18 protein-coding genes and 1 tRNA gene are annotated in these 16936 nt (G+C 70.4%); 13 read left to right on the top strand and 6 right to left on the bottom strand.

Annotation, left to right across the window (positions count from 1 at the left end; genetic code table 11):
- Positions 1-245 precede the first annotated feature (245 nt).
- Complete coding sequence (locus ACFZDL_RS39445; protein WP_353591731.1) at positions 246-467, bottom strand: hypothetical protein; 222 nt, start codon at positions 465-467, stop codon at positions 246-248.
- Between the two features lie 332 nt (positions 468-799).
- On the opposite strand from ACFZDL_RS39445, the gene ACFZDL_RS39450 reads away from it, so the two are divergent.
- Positions 800-872 (top strand) — tRNA-Pro (locus tag ACFZDL_RS39450).
- A 457-nt stretch (positions 873-1329) separates the two neighbouring features.
- Here ACFZDL_RS39450 and ACFZDL_RS39455 read toward each other — a convergent pair.
- A complete protein-coding gene (locus ACFZDL_RS39455) occupies positions 1330-2511 on the bottom strand; it encodes a helix-turn-helix transcriptional regulator (protein WP_353591730.1) in 1182 nt (393 codons plus the stop codon).
- 148 nt (positions 2512-2659) lie between these two features.
- On the opposite strand from ACFZDL_RS39455, the gene ACFZDL_RS39460 reads away from it, so the two are divergent.
- The 3 genes from ACFZDL_RS39460 (at position 2660) to ACFZDL_RS39470 (ending at position 4191) form a co-directional block, all read left to right on the top strand.
- Entirely contained in the window at positions 2660-3151 is a 492-nt protein-coding gene (locus ACFZDL_RS39460) for a recombinase family protein (protein ID WP_353591729.1), read from the top strand.
- Entirely contained in the window at positions 3148-3492 is a 345-nt protein-coding gene (locus ACFZDL_RS39465) for a hypothetical protein (protein ID WP_353591728.1), read from the top strand. Before ACFZDL_RS39460 ends, ACFZDL_RS39465 begins: the two co-directional genes overlap by 4 nt.
- 294 nt (positions 3493-3786) lie before the next feature.
- Entirely contained in the window at positions 3787-4191 is a 405-nt protein-coding gene (locus tag ACFZDL_RS39470; protein WP_353591727.1) for a hypothetical protein, read from the top strand.
- Between the two features lie 392 nt (positions 4192-4583).
- Here ACFZDL_RS39470 and ACFZDL_RS39475 read toward each other — a convergent pair whose 3' ends face one another.
- Positions 4584-4976, bottom strand: coding sequence for a VOC family protein (locus ACFZDL_RS39475; protein ID WP_353591726.1), 393 nt, complete (start codon positions 4974-4976; stop codon positions 4584-4586).
- Positions 4977-5064: 88 nt separating this feature from the next.
- On the opposite strand from ACFZDL_RS39475, the gene ACFZDL_RS39480 reads away from it, so the two are divergent.
- Positions 5065-5619, top strand: coding sequence for a GNAT family N-acetyltransferase (locus ACFZDL_RS39480; protein ID WP_353591725.1), 555 nt, complete (start codon positions 5065-5067; stop codon positions 5617-5619).
- 117 nt (positions 5620-5736) lie between these two features.
- Here ACFZDL_RS39480 and ACFZDL_RS39485 read toward each other — a convergent pair whose 3' ends face one another.
- A complete protein-coding gene (locus ACFZDL_RS39485; RefSeq protein ID WP_353591724.1) occupies positions 5737-6420 on the bottom strand; it encodes a glycerophosphodiester phosphodiesterase family protein in 684 nt (227 codons plus the stop codon).
- Between the two features lie 261 nt (positions 6421-6681).
- Here ACFZDL_RS39485 and ACFZDL_RS39490 point away from each other — a divergent pair, with 261 nt between their 5' ends.
- From ACFZDL_RS39490 to ACFZDL_RS39500, 3 genes are read left to right on the top strand one after another with little or no spacing between them, the layout of a single operon-like run.
- A complete protein-coding gene (locus tag ACFZDL_RS39490) occupies positions 6682-8088 on the top strand; it encodes a DUF6421 family protein (RefSeq protein ID WP_353591723.1) in 1407 nt (468 codons plus the stop codon).
- Positions 8089-8132: 44 nt separating this feature from the next.
- Entirely contained in the window at positions 8133-8918 is a 786-nt protein-coding gene (locus ACFZDL_RS39495; RefSeq protein ID WP_353591722.1) for an SDR family oxidoreductase, read from the top strand.
- Positions 8897-9988, top strand: coding sequence for a beta-eliminating lyase-related protein (locus ACFZDL_RS39500; protein ID WP_391193702.1), 1092 nt, complete (start codon positions 8897-8899; stop codon positions 9986-9988). The genes ACFZDL_RS39495 and ACFZDL_RS39500 overlap by 22 nt, the downstream gene beginning before the upstream one ends.
- Before the next feature lie 63 nt (positions 9989-10051).
- Here the strand turns inward: ACFZDL_RS39500 and ACFZDL_RS39505 are convergent, their stop codons facing one another.
- Positions 10052-10780, bottom strand: coding sequence for a lysophospholipid acyltransferase family protein (locus tag ACFZDL_RS39505; RefSeq protein ID WP_353591721.1), 729 nt, complete (start codon positions 10778-10780; stop codon positions 10052-10054).
- A 248-nt stretch (positions 10781-11028) separates the two neighbouring features.
- On the opposite strand from ACFZDL_RS39505, the gene ACFZDL_RS39510 reads away from it, so the two are divergent.
- The 5 genes from ACFZDL_RS39510 (at position 11029) to ACFZDL_RS39530 (ending at position 16124) form a co-directional block, all read left to right on the top strand.
- Positions 11029-11367, top strand: coding sequence for a thioredoxin family protein (locus ACFZDL_RS39510; protein WP_353591720.1), 339 nt, complete (start codon positions 11029-11031; stop codon positions 11365-11367).
- Between the two features lie 199 nt (positions 11368-11566).
- Entirely contained in the window at positions 11567-12352 is a 786-nt protein-coding gene (locus ACFZDL_RS39515) for an electron transfer flavoprotein subunit beta/FixA family protein (protein ID WP_353591719.1), read from the top strand.
- Between the two features lie 51 nt (positions 12353-12403).
- Positions 12404-13378 (top strand): electron transfer flavoprotein subunit alpha/FixB family protein, encoded by a 975-nt coding sequence (locus ACFZDL_RS39520; protein ID WP_353591718.1) that lies wholly within the window; start codon positions 12404-12406, stop codon positions 13376-13378.
- 181 nt (positions 13379-13559) lie between these two features.
- A complete protein-coding gene (locus ACFZDL_RS39525; protein WP_353591717.1) occupies positions 13560-14843 on the top strand; it encodes a DUF6986 family protein in 1284 nt (427 codons plus the stop codon).
- A gap of 150 nt (positions 14844-14993) precedes the next feature.
- On the top strand, positions 14994-16124 hold the full coding sequence (locus tag ACFZDL_RS39530; protein ID WP_353591716.1) for a hypothetical protein: 1131 nt from the start codon (positions 14994-14996) through the stop codon (positions 16122-16124).
- A 35-nt stretch (positions 16125-16159) separates the two neighbouring features.
- Here ACFZDL_RS39530 and ACFZDL_RS39535 read toward each other — a convergent pair whose 3' ends face one another.
- Complete coding sequence (locus ACFZDL_RS39535; RefSeq protein ID WP_353591715.1) at positions 16160-16789, bottom strand: GAP family protein; 630 nt, start codon at positions 16787-16789, stop codon at positions 16160-16162.
- Between the last annotated feature and the right edge of the window lie 147 nt (positions 16790-16936).

Consider the following 16936-nt stretch of genomic DNA (forward strand, 5'->3'; position numbering starts at 1 on the left):
GTCATGGCCGCACATCCTGCCAGCAGTCCAAGCCTGAGTGGAGGAACTTCATGAACCCCACACCCTAGGCAGGGCAACGACCCGGACGACAGGCATCCGACCCCCGGCGGTGACGGCCGCCCTGCCTAGCTGACGTCTTACTTCGGGAGCCTGACGACGAAGCTTGGGCCGTCCCCTGCCGCGTCGTAATACGTGACTTCACCGCCACGCTCCACGGTGTTGACGATGAGGTATCCGGTCACGGACTATGCAGGCTTGTAGGTCGTCGCAAGATCCGGCCCCGGGGGCGACGTGTACGTGGTCGCGTCTTGCTCAGCGGTAGCGGTGCTTTCCCACTTCAATGTCGAGAAGTCATCAAACTTTCCCGGATGCTTGCCGATGTTCTTCAGAGTCAGGCGCAAGCGCACGTAGACGTCGCCGTCCTGCTGGGCCGAGTCGCCCGCCTCTTCTGCGGAAATGTACTTCACTCCCGCACCGTGACCTTGAAGCGGGTAGCTACCTCCGATGTGTCGTCGGACGCAGCGAAGTCTCAGCTCTGACCAACAGACAGTGGCTTAGGCGCTACCGGGTCGGTGTCCGTAGTGTCGGCCGGCGCGTCGGCTACTTCGGAAGCGGACGGAGCGGACTTCTTCGAGTTGTCCCCATCGTCCGGCGAGCAGCCCACCATGACGGCCCCGAGAAGGGCCACGGACGCCGTTCTGACGGAATACCGGGACGTGCGCATAGGAATTCTCCCCCCATGGATCCGTGGACGGCTCCCCAAGCCGTCCGAGAGGGCTCAGTATGCACGGAAGAGCGACGGGATGTAGCTCAGTAGGAAGAGCGCCCGCTTTGGGAGCGGGAGGCCTCAGGTTCGAGCCCTGTTGTCCCGACACGAGGAAGAGCCCGGCTAGGGTAACGCTGGTCGGGCTCCTCGAAACCCGCCGATGCGGGGATAAGCAAGCGGTCAAGACGAAGGAACGGAACATCCCCGCGAGCGCGGGGAGCAAGGCCGTTCCTGGAAGACCGGCATGAGAAGAACGCTAACCCTCATCCCCGACCCAGCCGGGGGAGCGGTCGTCAGCAGTTGCGAAGAACTGCGCAAGATCCTTCTGGATACGGGCGCTGCCGTCATGCGGCTGATGACCCCCGACGACGAGCCCCGCTTCCGCGTCCACGCTCGCGTGCGTGAGGAGTCCGCAACCGCTGTTCGGCATGGAGTGCTGGCATACGAAGGGCGGCATCTACGTGTCGTCAGGGATCCCCTGGACGAGGTGCGATCAGATAGGGGAGCCCAAGCACGAGTGCGCCAGCTCGGTGCCGTACCTCGTCGGGCCGGCGCACTGAGTCTTAGTTCGCGAGTCCTGCCCGCTTCGCCATGACGAGAAGATCCGGGCGGCTGCGCTGGTGCAAGGTCCAGAGAACGCGCAGCACCTCCCGTGCCATGGGATGGATCTCTGCCATCTGCGGGGCGACGCGGAAAGCTTGCTTCAATGCGTCCTCGGCGCCCGTGAGATCCTTCGTCGCCAACCGAGCGCGAGCAGCGTCGATCGCCAGCCGACCGACGCGGGACGGCTTGAGTCCTGCCGGGGGATTCTTCAGCAGCGGTTCAGCAACCTCCGCGGCCTTGTCCGGCGCATTGAGTTCGATCTGCGCTGCCAGTTCGTACAGCGCCGTGTTTCCCGGTCCGAACGTGAGATTGTGCTGCAACACGTCGGGGCCCTTGATCCGCTCGGCCAGCGTTGTTGCTCGCCTGACATGGTCCGCGGTGGCGTTCGTGTCTTCATGTCGAGACGCCAGGACGATGCCGCGGAGGTGGAGCGAACCGAGGTGGACGACGTGCTCTAGGCCATCACCCGGAGCGGACTCGTAACGCCCGATGGCCCGTTCGATGATCGCCAAACCGTCAGAGTACTCGCCAGCCGATTGGTACGTCCCTGCCTCGTTCCACGCGGCAGCGGCTTCGGCACTAGGGTTCCATGTCTGCTGTGCGGCCCATGTTTGGCGAGCCACGATCATGTCTGCCAGATCAGGCTGCCGGAAACGGTGCGCCACTGCATAGGCACAACTGTAAACGTCGGCCACCTGGCCCCACGCTATGGCGTCACCCTCGGACGCCATAGCGGTTGCAGTTGCCTGGCCGAGCAGCTTAGGGAGGCGTTGGAGCAGCGACAGGTAGTCGGTGTCTGCCCGCATCTGCGCAGCCTCTCTCAGGGAGGCAGCGAGTTCGGCGGGGGGCGGCACATCCTCTCTGGGCAGTGTGTGCCGACGGACAACGGCGCGAAGATCGTTCATCAGCTCGTGCTGCTTCGATGGATCCGCGAACGGATCACCGTAGATCCTCGCGGTCGTCACATGCAGGGCTGAGGCTGCGGCAGCCACGAGGGGTGGAGTAGCCGGACGAAGGCCGGTCTCGATCTTGCTCAGATACGAGAGCGAGATATCCATGAGACGGGCAAGTTTCGTCTGGCTTATCCCGCGAACCTTCCGCAGAACCGCGATGTTCTCACCCGCTGACGGCGCGCTGTGCATGGTCCCACCATCCCATGCGCAAGTCCGTTCGTCCTTGCCTCCAGCGGCATCTGACGCTCCGTTGTGCAACTTCCGTGTTAAGTGATCATGGTCCCTCAGTAGTTGCCTAGTTACCAACGGCAGTACCGACCGAGCCGGGGAGCGATCAGTGACTGAGGAAGTGGCCGCACCAACTCTCGCGTTCATCTACGACCGCGAGGCGACGTCTCAGACGGACAGCCTGAACCGTCGACTCGCGACCTGTCGCGCGTACGCGGCCCGTATGAAATGGGAGGTTGCCGGCCAGTGGATTGACCGTGGAGACGCCGCGCTGACGGACCGGCGGCCCCACTGGCGCGGCATGGTGGCCGCGATGGAGGCGCAGGGGCAGGGCAGTAGTTTCGTCTGCCTCGTCGCCGACTGGGGACGCATCAGCCACATCAGCGAGGAGAGCGTGCGTCTTTGCCAGCTCGTCAGCCTGGCGGGCGGAGTCTGTGTCACGGCCGGTGGGGAGGACGACTCCGAGGAAGGCGCCAGTCGTGGACGCCTCACTGCTCCGCCCCCGCCGCACGGCCGAGCGTTTGACGACGCTGGCAAGCTCCTGCGCAGGCGCGGCCAAGTGTTGGCGCCCGGCGTGACGCTGATGCCACGCGAGTCATGAGCGACGACCTGACACACTCCGCGAGCGGCATTGGCGCGTACCGCGTAACGCCCAGCGGGAAGATGATCGCCCTGCCGGACAGTTTGGCGCTGGGTCTGCTGACGGCGCTGGCAGAGCGGACAGAGAAGTCTGAGACGTCGAAGGCGGACAAGGGCAGAGCCGCACTGGCCGAAGCGGCGCGGGTTGCGGCGGATCCGACGGCCTCGCCGGACGACCTCCGTGCCATGGTCACGCTGCTCAGATGCAATCTCGCCGACATGATCATGGTGGCTGAGTCCCGTGCTCGTCAGATGGTGCGGATCACGGGCGACGACCACGACGTGGACGACCGCCCCACATAGACCCCCTGCCAGGCTCACGGCAGGGTGACGGCCCGGAGGTGCTTTGGTCGGCTCCCATCCGGGCCACGGCCCCCGACCCACTCCCTGTCACGTCTGTGACGGGCGGGGGCCGCTCAAAGCTCCGCTCGCTGGACGACGACGGCGGACCCGTCCAGCGGGCGGCCGGTGGGGCGCTGGTGAGGTCATCGTCAGCTTCCAGCGCCCCACCACACAAGAAGCCCCGCCCCGGTCGCGTGCTTGCAGGCCGGCGACCGGGACGGGAACCGCGCACCACCCACACAGAGAGGTAGGCGCATGAGTGACGCTACCGGCTTATTGGTCGGCAAGGAGCGGGCCGGAGTGATCCGGACCGTACTCAGCAACAACCCCGGCATGGCCGACGACATGGCGGAACGGATCGTCGACGAGGCGGTCAAGTTCACGGCCACCTGCGCGAAGTTCCCCCAAGCCCGGCTTCGGTCCCGGGTCGTCGACGAGGGATGGCACGCACTCATCCTCCACACCCGCGTGTACAAGGAGCTGTGCGACGACTTCGGGGTTTTCGTGCACCACACCCCGGAGCCGCCGGACCCGTCGCGGTACAGCCCGGGTGATCTGACCCGGACGCAAGAGATGATCGTGAAGACCGGCTTCACGGTTGACGACGCGCTGTGGCTCGCGCCGACGGATGAGTCGATCCCGGTCGCGGCCGACTGCTAGCACTCGCCCCCTGGCCCGTACGGGAGTTGCACAGGAGACGGTGGCGACGGCCCCAGCGATCCGAACTGACGAAGCCCTGACTGGTCGGGCAGACGCCCTCTACCATCGTCACAGGAGGTGTCCAGGATGATGCCATGGGTGAACCCGGAGAGGGCTGCTCTCGTGAATCTCGTAGACCAGCTCCGGGCGTCGGCCAAACGGCCGGGCAACGCGTGCGGCTGCACGAAACGCCGCAGGATGCCTGCGGTCGTCTTCGTCGGCCATGACGTCCGCCCGTTCCTGGTGCCGTGCAATGCCTGTGGTGGTACAGGTATCGTCCCGTAAGTCAGACCGAAAGCGGCCCCGTCCGTGCGTTCCCCGTGGCGCAGGGCGGGGCTTTTTCATGTCTGGAACTACATCCCTGGTCGATAGCGAAGGGGATGGTCTTCCGGCACCTCCACGAGAACGATCTTGACCCCGTCCGGATCGGCGATCCACATCTCGATCAGCCCCCAGGGCTCCTTCAGCGGTGGGCGCAGCACCTCCACGCCGTGGGCCGTGAGCTCCGCGTGGGCCGCCGTGACGTCGGCGACCTGCAGCCACAGCTGGAGGCCCGGGGCCGGCGGGGTGTCGGAGCGGCCGGAGACCTCGAGGAAGCCGCCGCCGAGGAAGTAGACCGTGCCGCGCTCGGGGCCCTCGCCGAACTCCCGGTAGACCGCGAGTCCCAGGGCCTCGCCGTAGAAGGCACGGGAGCGTTCGGGGTCGGTCGGCCGCAGCAGGGTGCGGCCGCTCAGTACATGCACCATGGCGCGACCTTACGCAAGGGGGGCGAGTTAAGGTCGACTGCCGTCGCAGGACGGTGTCGCATACCCCAGGGAAAGGACATCCGACGCCATGGAGACCGTGGACGCCACCCGGCCCGCCGCCGAGCCGACCTTCCGGGCCGCGACCGAGGCCGATGTGCCGGGGCTGGTCGCGCTGATCGAGTCGGCCTACCGGGGGGACTCCAGCAGGGCAGGCTGGACGACGGAGGCCGACATCCTGGGCGGGCAGCGCACCGACCCGGAGGGGGTCGCTGCCGTGGTGGAGGGGGAGAACGGCCGGATGCTGGTGGTCGAGCAGGGTGGCGAGATGGTGGCCTGCTGCCAGCTGGAGCACCGCGGCGACCACGCGTACTTCGGGATGTTCGCCGTGCGGCCCGCGCTGCAGGGCGCCGGGCTCGGCAAGGTGATCATCGCCGAGGCGGAGCGGTGGGTGCGGGCCGAGTGGGGTGCGCGGGAGATGCGCATGACGGTGATCTCGGCCCGCGAGGAGCTGATCGCGTGGTACGAGCGGCGCGGCTACGCCCGTACGGGGGAGACGACGCCGTTCCCGTACGGGGACGAGCGCTTCGGCATCCCGCGCCGCGCCGGTCTCGAGTTCGAACTGCTGGTCAAGCCGCTGGGGTGAGGCCCGCCCGAACGGCGCGGGCGCGGTCGCCCCGCGGGGGGCCGGCGCCCGCCGGAAGGGCAGCGGCCCAGGTCGCGCCGCCCGGGTGGGAGGCCCCTCCGGGCGGCGCGCCGCCGGTCACGCGGTGTAGCGGGCCGCTCGCCGGATCTCCGGGTAGTCGGTGGTGCCGCCGTCGAGGCCGAGTCCGCGGGCCAGCTTCAGGTGGTCCGGGGTGTTCACCGTCCAGCCGATGACCTTGAGGTCGGCCGCGTGGGCGCGCTGGACGAGCTCGAGGGTGAGCCGGCGGATGTTGAGGACCAGCATCCCGGCGTCGACCGCCTGCGCCCGGTCGATCACATCGAGGCCGTAGCGGCTGGCGACGAGCGCGGTGCGGGCGGTCGGCAGGAGGGTGCGGATCTCGGCGATGGCCTGGTCGTGGAAGGACAGCACGTCCACGCGGTCCAGAAGGTTGCGGCGGGTGATCACCTCGGCGAGGGCCCGCGCGGCCGCGGTGTCCTTGATCTCCGCCTGGAGGGGCGCCTGCACGGCGTCCACGACCTCCTCGAAGACCGGGATGCGCTCGCCCTGTCCGGCGTCGAGCTCGCGCAGCTCGGCGAGGGTGAAGTCGCTGATGGGCCCCCGGCCGTCGGTGGTGCGGTCCACGTCGGCGTCGTGCATCACCACGAGCGCGCCGTCCTTGCTCAGATGCAGGTCGAGCTCGATGACGTCCAGGCCCTCGCGCTCCGCCCGGAGGAAGGACCTGAGGGTGTTCTCCGGCTCGACGCCCATCACTCCGCGATGTCCGATGGTGAGAAAGGTCAACGGTGTCTCGCTCTTCTGTCGGCTCTGCTGGTCGTGCTGAGGCGGCTGCCCGGACCGGCGCTCAGCGTAACGGCCCCCCGCGACGCGGAGGTTAAGACAGGGCCGCGGCTGATGCGCGGGCCGGCTACCGAACCATGGAGCGCAGGAAAAACATCGGTCGGGAGGGGGTGGGGCAGGATAATTTGCGGTGCACCACTTGAGCCGGAGAAGCGTCGATGGATACGGTGTCGTTACGCGAGTTTCTTCGGTGGAGGTGTAGCTGTGACGGAAATTCTTTCGTCTGTGGTGGCGGAGGGTGTCATTCTGCCTGCGGAGCGTAGAGATCGCGTCGTGGAGCACCCGGCCTGGCCCGCACTCAAGGACGCCGTCGAGACGATCAGGCCCTGGCAGTCCAAGGACGGCTCGATCGACTTCGAGGCCGAGGGCGCTCCACCCGGCGCCAGGGTCCGGGAAACCGTCGACCGGGTCGTCGCGGCCGTCGAGGAACTGGCCCCGCTGCTGCCGCACGACGCCGCGTACCACCAGGCACTCGTCGCCGATCTGCGCCGCTGGGCCGAGGGCGGCTTCGGCGTGCCGGACTTCCTCGACTCACTGCTCGCCTTCCAGCCGGCCCGCGGGCGCGCCGACGGACTGCAGCACCTGGTCGTCTTCCCGATGTACACGCAGAACGGCAACCCGGACCGCAACCTCGAGGCGCTTGTCGTACGCGTGGTGTGGCCGGACTGGCTGGCCGAGCTCGAACGCACCCGCTACGACAACCCGCTCTACATCGGCCTGGCCTTCGAGGACTTCACCTCCGGCTACGACACCAACTCCGCGGTGCTCTTCCCCGAGACCATCGCCGTCCGCGAGGTCCCGGAGCGGTTCAGCTGGGGAGGGATCTTCTGCGACCGCGAGGCCGCCCGCTTCCGGCGGGTGAGCGAGGCCGCCGTCCAGGCGCTGGGCATCGAGCTCCCCGAGGACGTCCGCGACATGCTCGCCGACCAGCGGCGCTGCCAGGAGGCGTTCGCCCTGTGGGACATGGTCCACGACCGCACCCACAGCCATGGCGACCTGCCCTTCGACCCCTTCATGATCAAGCAGCGCCAGCCGTTCTGGATGTACGGCCTGGAGGAGCTGCGCTGTGACCTCACCGCCTTCAAGGAGGCCGTGAAACTGGAGGCCGAGGGGGTCACCCAGGCCCGCGACGTGCAGTACGCCGTGATCTTCGACCGGATGTTCCGGTTCCCCGTCACCGGCGACCGCGTACGCAACTACGACGGGCTCGGCGGCCAGCTGCTCTTCGCCTACCTGCACCAGCACGACGTCGTACGCTGGACGGACAACACCCTGCACATCGACTGGGTCCGCGCCCCGCAGGTCACCAACCAGCTCTGCGGCGAGATCGAGAAGCTGTACCGCGACGGCATCGACCGCCCCAAGCTCGTCCACTGGTTCAAGGCGTATGAGCTGGTGTCGTCCTACCTGGCCCCGCACCCCGGCTCGGTGTGGGCCAAGGGCCCCGAGGCCCTCGACCTCACCCAGCCGCCGCGCAAACTGGTGGACGACGTGCTCCCCGACGAGTTCCCGCTCAGCATGTTCTACGAGGCGCTTGCCAAGAAGCTGCGCGGCGTGGTCGCCTCCACCAAGGGCATCACCGCCGACAGCGACGTCAAGGCGGCCGCGTGAAGCCGGTGGCAGGGATGAGCGGAGGGCCCGAGGAGGCAACGACCATGACCACACTGACGTCGAGCCCCACCCCGAACGAGCCGAACGGCAAGGGGCCCCTGGACGGGGCCGTGGTCGCGGTGGCCGGCGCGGCGGGCCCGGCGGGCCGCGCCGTGCTGCTCCGCCTCGCCGAGGCCGGGGCCACGGTCATCGCCTCCGACGCGGACCCCGCCCGGCTGGCCGAGGCCGTGGACGCCGCCCGCTACGCCCACGGCGGGGCCACCGTCACCGGCGACACCGTCGACCTGCTCGACCTGCGCGCGGCCCGCGAATGGGCCGACCGCACCGAGAAGGAGTTCGGCCGGGTGGACGGCCTGGTGCACCTGGTCGGCGGCTGGCGCGGCAGCAAGACCTTCGCCGACGCCCCGCTCGCCGACTGGGACACCCTGCACAACCTGCTGATCAGGACCGCCCAGCACACCTCGCTCGCCTTCCACGACGCCCTGCTGCGCAGCGGCAAGGGGCGCTATGTCCTGATCAGCGCGGCGGGCGCCTCCCAGCCCACCGCCGGGAACGCCGCGTACGCCGCCGCCAAGGCCGCGGCCGAGGCATGGACCCTCGCGCTCGCCGACTCCTTCCGGAAGCTGGGGGACGAGGCAGGCCCCGCCGCGGCCGCTGTCATCCTGGTGGTCAAGGCGCTGGTGCACGACGCCATGCGAGCGGAGCGCCCCAACGCGAAGTTCGCGGGCTTCACGGACGTCAAGGAGCTGGCCGAGGCCATCGCCGGACTCTGGGACCGGCCCGCCCGGGAAGTGAACGGAACCCGTCTGTGGCTGACCCCCAACCCGTGAACCCAGGGCGCACCGACGCCCGCCGCCACCACGACCCCGATCTGCGCGGATTCGCCAGCGACAACTACGCGGGAGCCCATCCGGAAATCCTCGCCGCGCTCGCCCTGGCCAACGGCGGCCATCAGGTCGCCTACGGCGAGGACGAGTACACCGAGCATCTGCAGCGGGTGATGCGCAGCCACTTCGGGGCCGCGGCCCAGACCTTCCCGGTCTTCAACGGCACCGGCGCCAATGTGGTCGCCCTCCAGGCGCTCACCGACCGCTGGGGCGCGGTCATCGCGGCCGACACCGCGCACATCCACGTCGACGAGTGCGGCGCTCCCGAGCGTGTGGGCGGGCTGAAGCTGCTCACCGTGCCCACCGAGGACGGCAAGCTCACCCCCGAGCTCATCGACCGCGAGGCGTACGGCTGGGACGACGAGCACCGGGCCATGCCCCAGGTCGTCTCCATCGCCCAGAACACCGAGCTGGGCACCGTCTACACCGTGGACGAGATCCGCGCCATCTGCGACCACGCCCACGAGCGCGGTATGAAGGTCCACCTCGACGGGGCCCGGATAGCCAACGCGGCCGCGTCCCTGGACGTGCCGATGCGCGCCTTCACCAATGTGGTCGGCGTGGACGTGCTGACCTTCGGCGGCACCAAGAACGGCATGCTCTTCGGCGAGGCCGTGGTGGTCCTCAACCCGGACGCCGTCCGCGGCATGAAGCACCTGCGCAAGCTCTCCATGCAGCTGGCGTCCAAGATGCGGTTCGTCTCCGTACAGCTGGAGGCGCTGCTCGCCCGCGACCTGTGGCTGCGCAACGCCCGCCACGCCAACACCATGGCCCGGCGGCTGGCCGAGGGGGTCCGTACGGTCGAGGGGGTGCGGATCCTCCACCCGGTCCAGGCCAACGCCGTCTTCGCCCGGCTGCCGCACGATGCGGCCGAACGGCTGCAAAAGCGCTACCGCTTCTACTTCTGGGACGAGGCGGCGGGCGATGTGCGGTGGATGTGCTCCTTCGACACGACGGAGGAGGACGTCGACGGGTTCGTCGCCGCGCTCCGCGAGGAGATGGGCAGGGCGTAGCGCCTGCCCGGCCCGCGCCCGCTCCCGTCCGAGCGGAGGGGCGCGGGCGCGGGCGCGCAGCGGTCAGCGGCGGCCCCGCCCGGCCGCCTGGGCCGGGGTGGGCGCGGTGCCGCCGAGGTGGGCCGGGACCCACCAGGTGTCGTCCTCGTTCTTGGGCCGCACCGGGTACGCCCGCTGCGCCGCCTCCAGCAGCTCCTGCACCCGGGCGCGCAGCCGCTCGGTGAGCGTGTCCGACGGCTCGGTCGGATCGGCCTCCAGGGGCGCGCCCACCCGCATGGTGATCGGGAAGTGGTTGCGGCCCAGATCGCGCTTGTGGCCCTTGGTCCACAGCCGCTGGGTGCCCCACAGCGCCATCGGCAGCAGCGGTACGCCCGCCTCCTGGGCCATCCGGGCCGCGCCCGTCTTGAAGTTCTTGAGCGTGAACGACTCGGAGATCGTCGCCTCGGGGAAGACCCCCACGATCTCGCCCGAGCGCAGCGCCCGCAGGGCGTGCCGGTAGGCATCCATGCCCGCCGCGCGGTCGACCGGGATGTGCTTCATCGCCCGCATCAGCGGCCCGGCGACCTTGTGCCGGAAGACCGACTCCTTGGCCATGAAGCGGACCAGCCGCTTGGCCGGGCGCGCGGTCAGTCCGGCGAAGACGAAGTCCAGATAGCCGATGTGGTTGCTCACCAGAACCGCGCCGCCCCGCTGGGGGATGTTCTCGGTGCCTTTGATGTCGAAGCGCAGGTCCAGCGCCTTGAACATGGTGCGGGCGACGCCGATCACGGGCGGATAGACGAGCTCTGCCATAGGGGACCCTTCTCTTTTCCTGGGAGGGCTCTCCCGACGAAAGTTACGCGGCCGTAGGTTCGGGCTTCTGGCAGATGGTGCCCCATGCCGCGCCCCTCTGCCTACCGGGCGGACCACTGGGGCCGGGAGATCCTCATCACGTCGGGGCCGGGCGTACGCCGGGGCGGGCGCGGGGAGGAATGTCCCCCGGGAATCCGGTGCTGCATCCGTCGAGGGACGATCGACAGGGACGATCGAAAGGACAGCGGGTGCGAGGCGGACAGGGCGAGACGGACCGGAGCGGGCGGCTGGACGCCGCGGAACTGGGCGCGCGGCTGGGGGAGCGGGCGACGCTCGTGCAGTTCTCCAGCGCGTTCTGCCAGCCTTGCCGGGCCACCCGGCGCGTTCTCGCCGATGTCGCCCGGATGGTGGACGGCGTGGCGCATGTGGAGATCGACGCCGAGGCGCGGCTGGACCTCGTGCGCAGACTGGATGTCGTACGGACCCCCACGGTGCTGGTGCTCGACGCCGGGGGCCGCATCGTGCGCCGCGCGGCCGGGCAGCCGCGCACGGCGGATGTGATCGCGGCCCTGGGTGCGGCGGTCTGAGCCGCCGACGGTCTTTCGTTGGCAAGGTCACAGTTCAACCGGGTTGATTACGGGGAACGAGCTGGATGTACTGACGAGTAATATCTCCATCGGTGCAGGGGCCGACCCGGTCGCCGACGGCCCGGAATCCGGGCCGGAAGGCGCCTATGCTGCCTGCACAAGGCAGCTGACGAAGAGACGATGCAGTAGGAGAGCCGGCGTGAGCTTGAGGATCGTTGTCTGTGTGAAGTACGTGCCCGACGCCACCGGCGACCGGCACTTCGCCGAAGACCTGACCGTCGACCGCGACGATGTGGACGGCCTGCTCTCCGAGCTGGACGAGTACGCGGTGGAGCAGGCGCTCCAGATCGCCGATGAGGCCGACGACGCCGAGATCACCGTGCTGACCGTCGGTCCGGAGGACGCCAAGGACGCGCTGCGCAAGGCGCTGTCCATGGGCGCCGACAAGGCCGTCCACGTCGAGGACGACGATCTGCACGGCACCGACGCGCTGGGCACCTCGCTGGTGCTGGCCAGGGCGATCGAGAAGACCGGCTACGACCTGGTGGTCTGTGGCATGGCGTCCACCGACGGCACCATGGGCGTGCTGCCCGCGCTGCTCGCCGAGCGCCTGGGCGTCCCGCAGGTCACGCTGCTCTCCGAGGTCTCGGTCGAGGACGGCACGGTGAAGGGCCGCCGCGACGGTGACACGGCTTCGGAGCAGCTGGAGGCATCGCTGCCGGCCGTCGTGTCCGTGACCGACCAGTCGGGCGAGGCTCGTTACCCCTCCTTCAAGGGCATCATGGCCGCCAAGAAGAAGCCGGTGACCTCCTGGGACCTGTCCGACCTGGAGATCGAGGCGGACGAGGTCGGCCTGGAGGGCGCGTGGACCGCGGTCGACAGCGCCGCGGAGCGCCCGGCCCGCACCGCGGGCACGATCGTCAAGGACGAGGGCGAGGGCGGCAAGCAGCTGGCCGAGTTCCTTGCGGGCCAGAAGTTCATCTGAGTCCCCCCGCACCGCCAACCGCCCGCACTTTTCCGCAGGAGATCGATTCCCATGGCTGAAGTCCTCGTCTATGTCGACCACGTGGACGGTGCCGTCCGCAAGCCCACCCTGGAGCTGCTGACCCTGGCCCGCCGGATCGGTGAGCCGGTGGCCGTCGCCCTCGGCGGCGGTGCCGCCGACACCGCTGCCACGCTCGCCGAGCACGGCGCGGCGAAGGTGCTCACGCATGACGCCCCGGAGTACGCCGACTACCTCGTCGTACCGAAGGTGGACGCGCTGCAGGCCGCCTACGAGGTGGTGTCCGCCGGGGGCTCCCTGGCCGCCGTGCTGGTGCCCTCCTCCGGCGAGGGCAAGGAGATCGCCGCCCGGCTGGCCGTCCGGATCGGCTCGGGCCTCATCACCGACGCCGTCGACCTGGAGGCCGGCGACGAGGGGCCAGTGGCCACCCAGTCGGTGTTCGCGGCCGCGTTCACCACCAAGTCCCGGGTCAGCAAGGGCACCCCGGTCATCACCGTCAAGCCGAACTCGGCCGCCGTGGAGGCCGCCCCGGCCGCCGGTGCGGTCGAGGAGCTGTCCGTGACCTTCTCGGACCAGGCCACCGGCACCAAGGTCACCGCCCGTACCCCGCGCGAGTCCACCGGCCGCCCGGAGCTGACCGAGGCCGCGATCGTGGTCTCCGGCGGCCGCGGCGTCGGCGGCGCGGAGAACTTCCCGCTCGTCGAGGCGCTGGCCGACTCGCTCGGCGCCGCCGTGGGCGCTTCGCGCGCCGCGGTGGACGCGGGCTGGTACCCGCACACCAACCAGGTCGGCCAGACCGGCAAGTCGGTCTCGCCGCAGCTGTACATCGCCACCGGCATCTCCGGCGCGATCCAGCACCGGGCCGGTATGCAGACCTCCAAGACCATCGTCGCCATCAACAAGGACGCCGAGGCTCCGATCTTCGACCTCGTGGACTACGGCGTGGTCGGCGACCTCTTCGAGGTGGTCCCGCAGCTGACCGAGGAGATCAAGGCCCGCAAGGGCTGACGCCTCTGCCGGGCGGCCCTGTGCCACTGGACGGCCCCCGTGTGCGGACGATGCGCCGCGCACGGGGGCCGCTGGGCTTCCGGGGGGTGTTGACCTGGGATCGAGCCGCCGGATAACTTCGCTGTGCGGATTGTAGATTCCGAAATGCGGAAAGGCTGGCGGCGTGATGGAGGGTATGCGGATGGGGCAGCAGGAGACGTTCGCGACCAGCCTGCCCAGCGCCGTACGGGACGGGATCGCCGCCTCGCTCGCGGGCGTCGACGCCGAGCTCGCCCGCCGCTACCCCGGCGACCCCGGCACCCGCCAGCCCGTCCACACCGTCTACGTCCCCGCCGACCTGTTCACCGCGGGCACCGTCCGCGACTGGGGCGACCAGGCGCTCGCCGCGCTCGACGAACACGCCCCTGACCCCGCCGCGCTGGCCGCCGTCCTCGGCATCCAGGACGACCTCGCCGAGCCGGTTTACGCGCGGATGCGCGCCAAGCTGGTGCGCGAGCCGATCGAGGACCTGCGCATCGACTTCGAGGACGGCTACGGCCCGCGCCCCGACGCCGAGGAGGACGCCGCGGCCGCCCGCGCGGCGTCCCTGGTCGCCGCCGCCGTCGCGCAGGGCACCGCACCGCCGTACGTCGGCATCCGCATGAAGTGCATGGAAGCCGCCGTCCGCGACCGCGGCATCCGCACGCTCGACATCTTTCTCACCGGGCTGACGGACGCCGGAGGACTGCCCGGCGGACTCGTCCTCACCCTGCCGAAGGTCACCTACGCCGAGCAGGTCACCGCCATGGTCCGGCTGTGCGAGGCGTTCGAGCGGGCACACGGCCTGGCCGCGGGCCGGATCGGCTTCGAGATCCAGATCGAGACCACCCAGGCCGTCCTCGGCCCCGACGGCCGGGCCACCGTCGCCCGCATGATCGACGCTTCCGAGGGCCGGGCCACCGGACTGCACTACGGCACCTTCGACTACAGCGCCTCCTGCGGGGTCAGCGCCGCCCACCAGTCCATGGACCACCCCGTCGCCGACCACGCCAAGGCCGTCATGCAGGTCGCCGCCGCCGGCACCGGCGTCAGGCTCTCCGACGGCTCGACCAACGTCCTGCCCGTCGGCTCGTCCGAGCAGGTCCACGAGGCCTGGCGGCTCCACCACCGCCTGGTGCGACGGTCGTTGGCGCGCGCGTACTACCAGGGGTGGGACATGCACCCCGGCCATCTGCCGACCCGTTACGCCGCCGTCTACGCCTTCTACCGGGAAGGCCTGCCCCAGGCCGCGGCCCGCCTGGCGGCCTACGTCAACCGCGCCGGAGGCGCCATCGCCGACGAACCGGCCACGGCCAAGGCCCTCAGCGGCTATCTGCTGCGCGGGCTGGACTGCGGCGCGGTGGACGGCGCGGAGGTGGAGCGCCTGACCGGCCTGGACCGCGCCACCCTGGACGGCCTGTCGGGCCGGGCCCCCGCCACGAGCTGATCCCGGCCGCGGGCCGGGAGAGCCCGCCTCCGTGCGCTTCGTGCTCGTGGGCGCTGCACGCGACCCGGCTCCACGGGTTCGCGCCGCATGAGTTCACTCTGACGCCTCACCCGGGATGCGGTGCCGCCGGGGAAGGCGGGAGATGTTGTCATGACCGGCGCCCCCGACGAGTCACCGGGCGGCCCCCCGACACCGAAGCCGCCGAAGCCACCGCACGACCACGCCGCCGCTGGGGCGGGCGGCGGCCGGGTGCGCCGCCGCGGGCGCCGGCGCGTAGGCCAGATCGCCCGGAGCGCCGCGTCGGGGCTGCTGCTGTCGCTCGCCTGTCTGCTCGTACCGGTGTCCCTGGTGTCGGTGTGGCTCCATGACATCGTCCTCGACACCGACCGCTATGTGGCGACGGTCTCCCCGCTCGCGAAGGACCCCGCCATCCAGGACGCCGCACTGCGCCACGTACAACGGGCCCTGGACGCCCGCCGCGACGGCCGTGACCTCACCTCCGACATCGCGTCCTGGCTGCGCCGCCAGGGGCTGCCACCCGCGGCGGCCGACGCCGTCGAAGGGCTCGGGCCCAAGCTGGGCCCGGCCGTCGACCAGGCGTTGACGAGAGTGGCGGCGCGCGTCGTGCGCGGCCACCAATTCCCGGCGGTGTGGGTCGGCGCCAACCGGGCCGGCCACTCCGCCCTCGTCCATGTGCTCACCGGCAAGGGACACGGACCGGTCGGGGTGGACGGCGACACCGTGACCCTGGACGTGGGCGCGGCCGTCGAGAAGGTCAAACGGCAGCTGCTGAACGCCGGACTCTCCTCGGCGAGCGCCATCCCCGACGTCGACCGGCGCATGGTCCTGTTCCACTCCGCCCACCTGGGCCAGGTCAGAGCCGGGGCGCGCTTGCTGGACCTGGCCGGCGCCTGGCTGCCCGCACTGCCCGCGCTCCTCGGCACCTCGGGCGTCCTGCTCGCGCGCCGGCGCCGCCGCGCCCTGGCCCGCGCCGCGCTGGGAACCGCCGTCACCTCCCTCGCCCTGGGCGCGGTCCTGGCCGTCGCCCGCCGCTACTGCCTCGACCACCTGCCGCCCAGCGTGCTGCCCGGGCCGGCAGCGGCGGCCGTGTACGACACGCTGGTGCGCGGACTGTGGACCACCCTGCGCACCACCGCGGTGCTCGGCCTCGCCGTCGCGCTGGGCGCCTACCTGGCGGGACCCGGCCGGCTGCCCCGCGCGCGCGTGCCCCGGACCCGCCCGGCCCGGCCCTGGGCGCGCACCGGGCCGGACAGCCGGTAGCCGGGGCGGCCGCGAAGTGCCGCCGGGAGGTGCCTCTAGGCGAGGACGAGCACGATGAAGAGCAGACAGGTGGCGATGGTGACCACCCAGCTGTGCGAGGTCAGCCACTCCCGCACCCGGGGCATGGTCCGCCGCCCGCGCTCGCCGGCGAGCAGATAGACCAGCAGCGGCAACGCCGCGATCAGCACGGTCAGGCCGATGAACGGCAGCGCCGCCTCAACACCCACGCCCTGCTGTTCCAGGGACGCCCCCACGGTCAGCATGACCATGATGTCGGACGGCATGACCAGGATGACCAGGAGGCCGACGGTGAAGGCCTTACCGGGCCCCGCCTCCATCAGCGAGCCCAGCCACTTCGGCGGCTCGGCCGTCTCCCGCTTCACATACGCCTTCACCGCCGCGAACACCAACAGCGCCACCAGCACGATCTGGACGACCGTGCCGGCCGATCCGCGCTCGGACGGGCTGCCCGGCGCGACCACTTGACCCAGCAGCGCGAAGACACCCCGGGTGATCGTCACCCCCGCCGTTGTCGCGACCGCCACCCCGAGGAGGAACGCCAGGGACACCCGCACCGGCCGCGGCGTGGTCACCAGGATGACCGCGGACACGATCTGCGGCCCCGCCATCATGGTGACGGCGAGAGGGAGGATCTGCAGGTCCATGGGGCGCCCTCTCCGGCCTCCGGCTCGCGGGGAGTCCGCTTCCTCCGGCCGACTCCGCTCTCTCTCCATTCGTACGCGCCCGTGCGCCGGCGGGGCATCCGGTGCTGCGCCGACCGGGCTCGGAAGGCGCCGTACGCTGGGAGTAGT

This window comes from Streptomyces sp. NPDC007917 (genome assembly GCF_042959105.1).
In the GTDB taxonomy this organism is placed as follows: domain Bacteria; phylum Actinomycetota; class Actinomycetes; order Streptomycetales; family Streptomycetaceae; genus Streptomyces.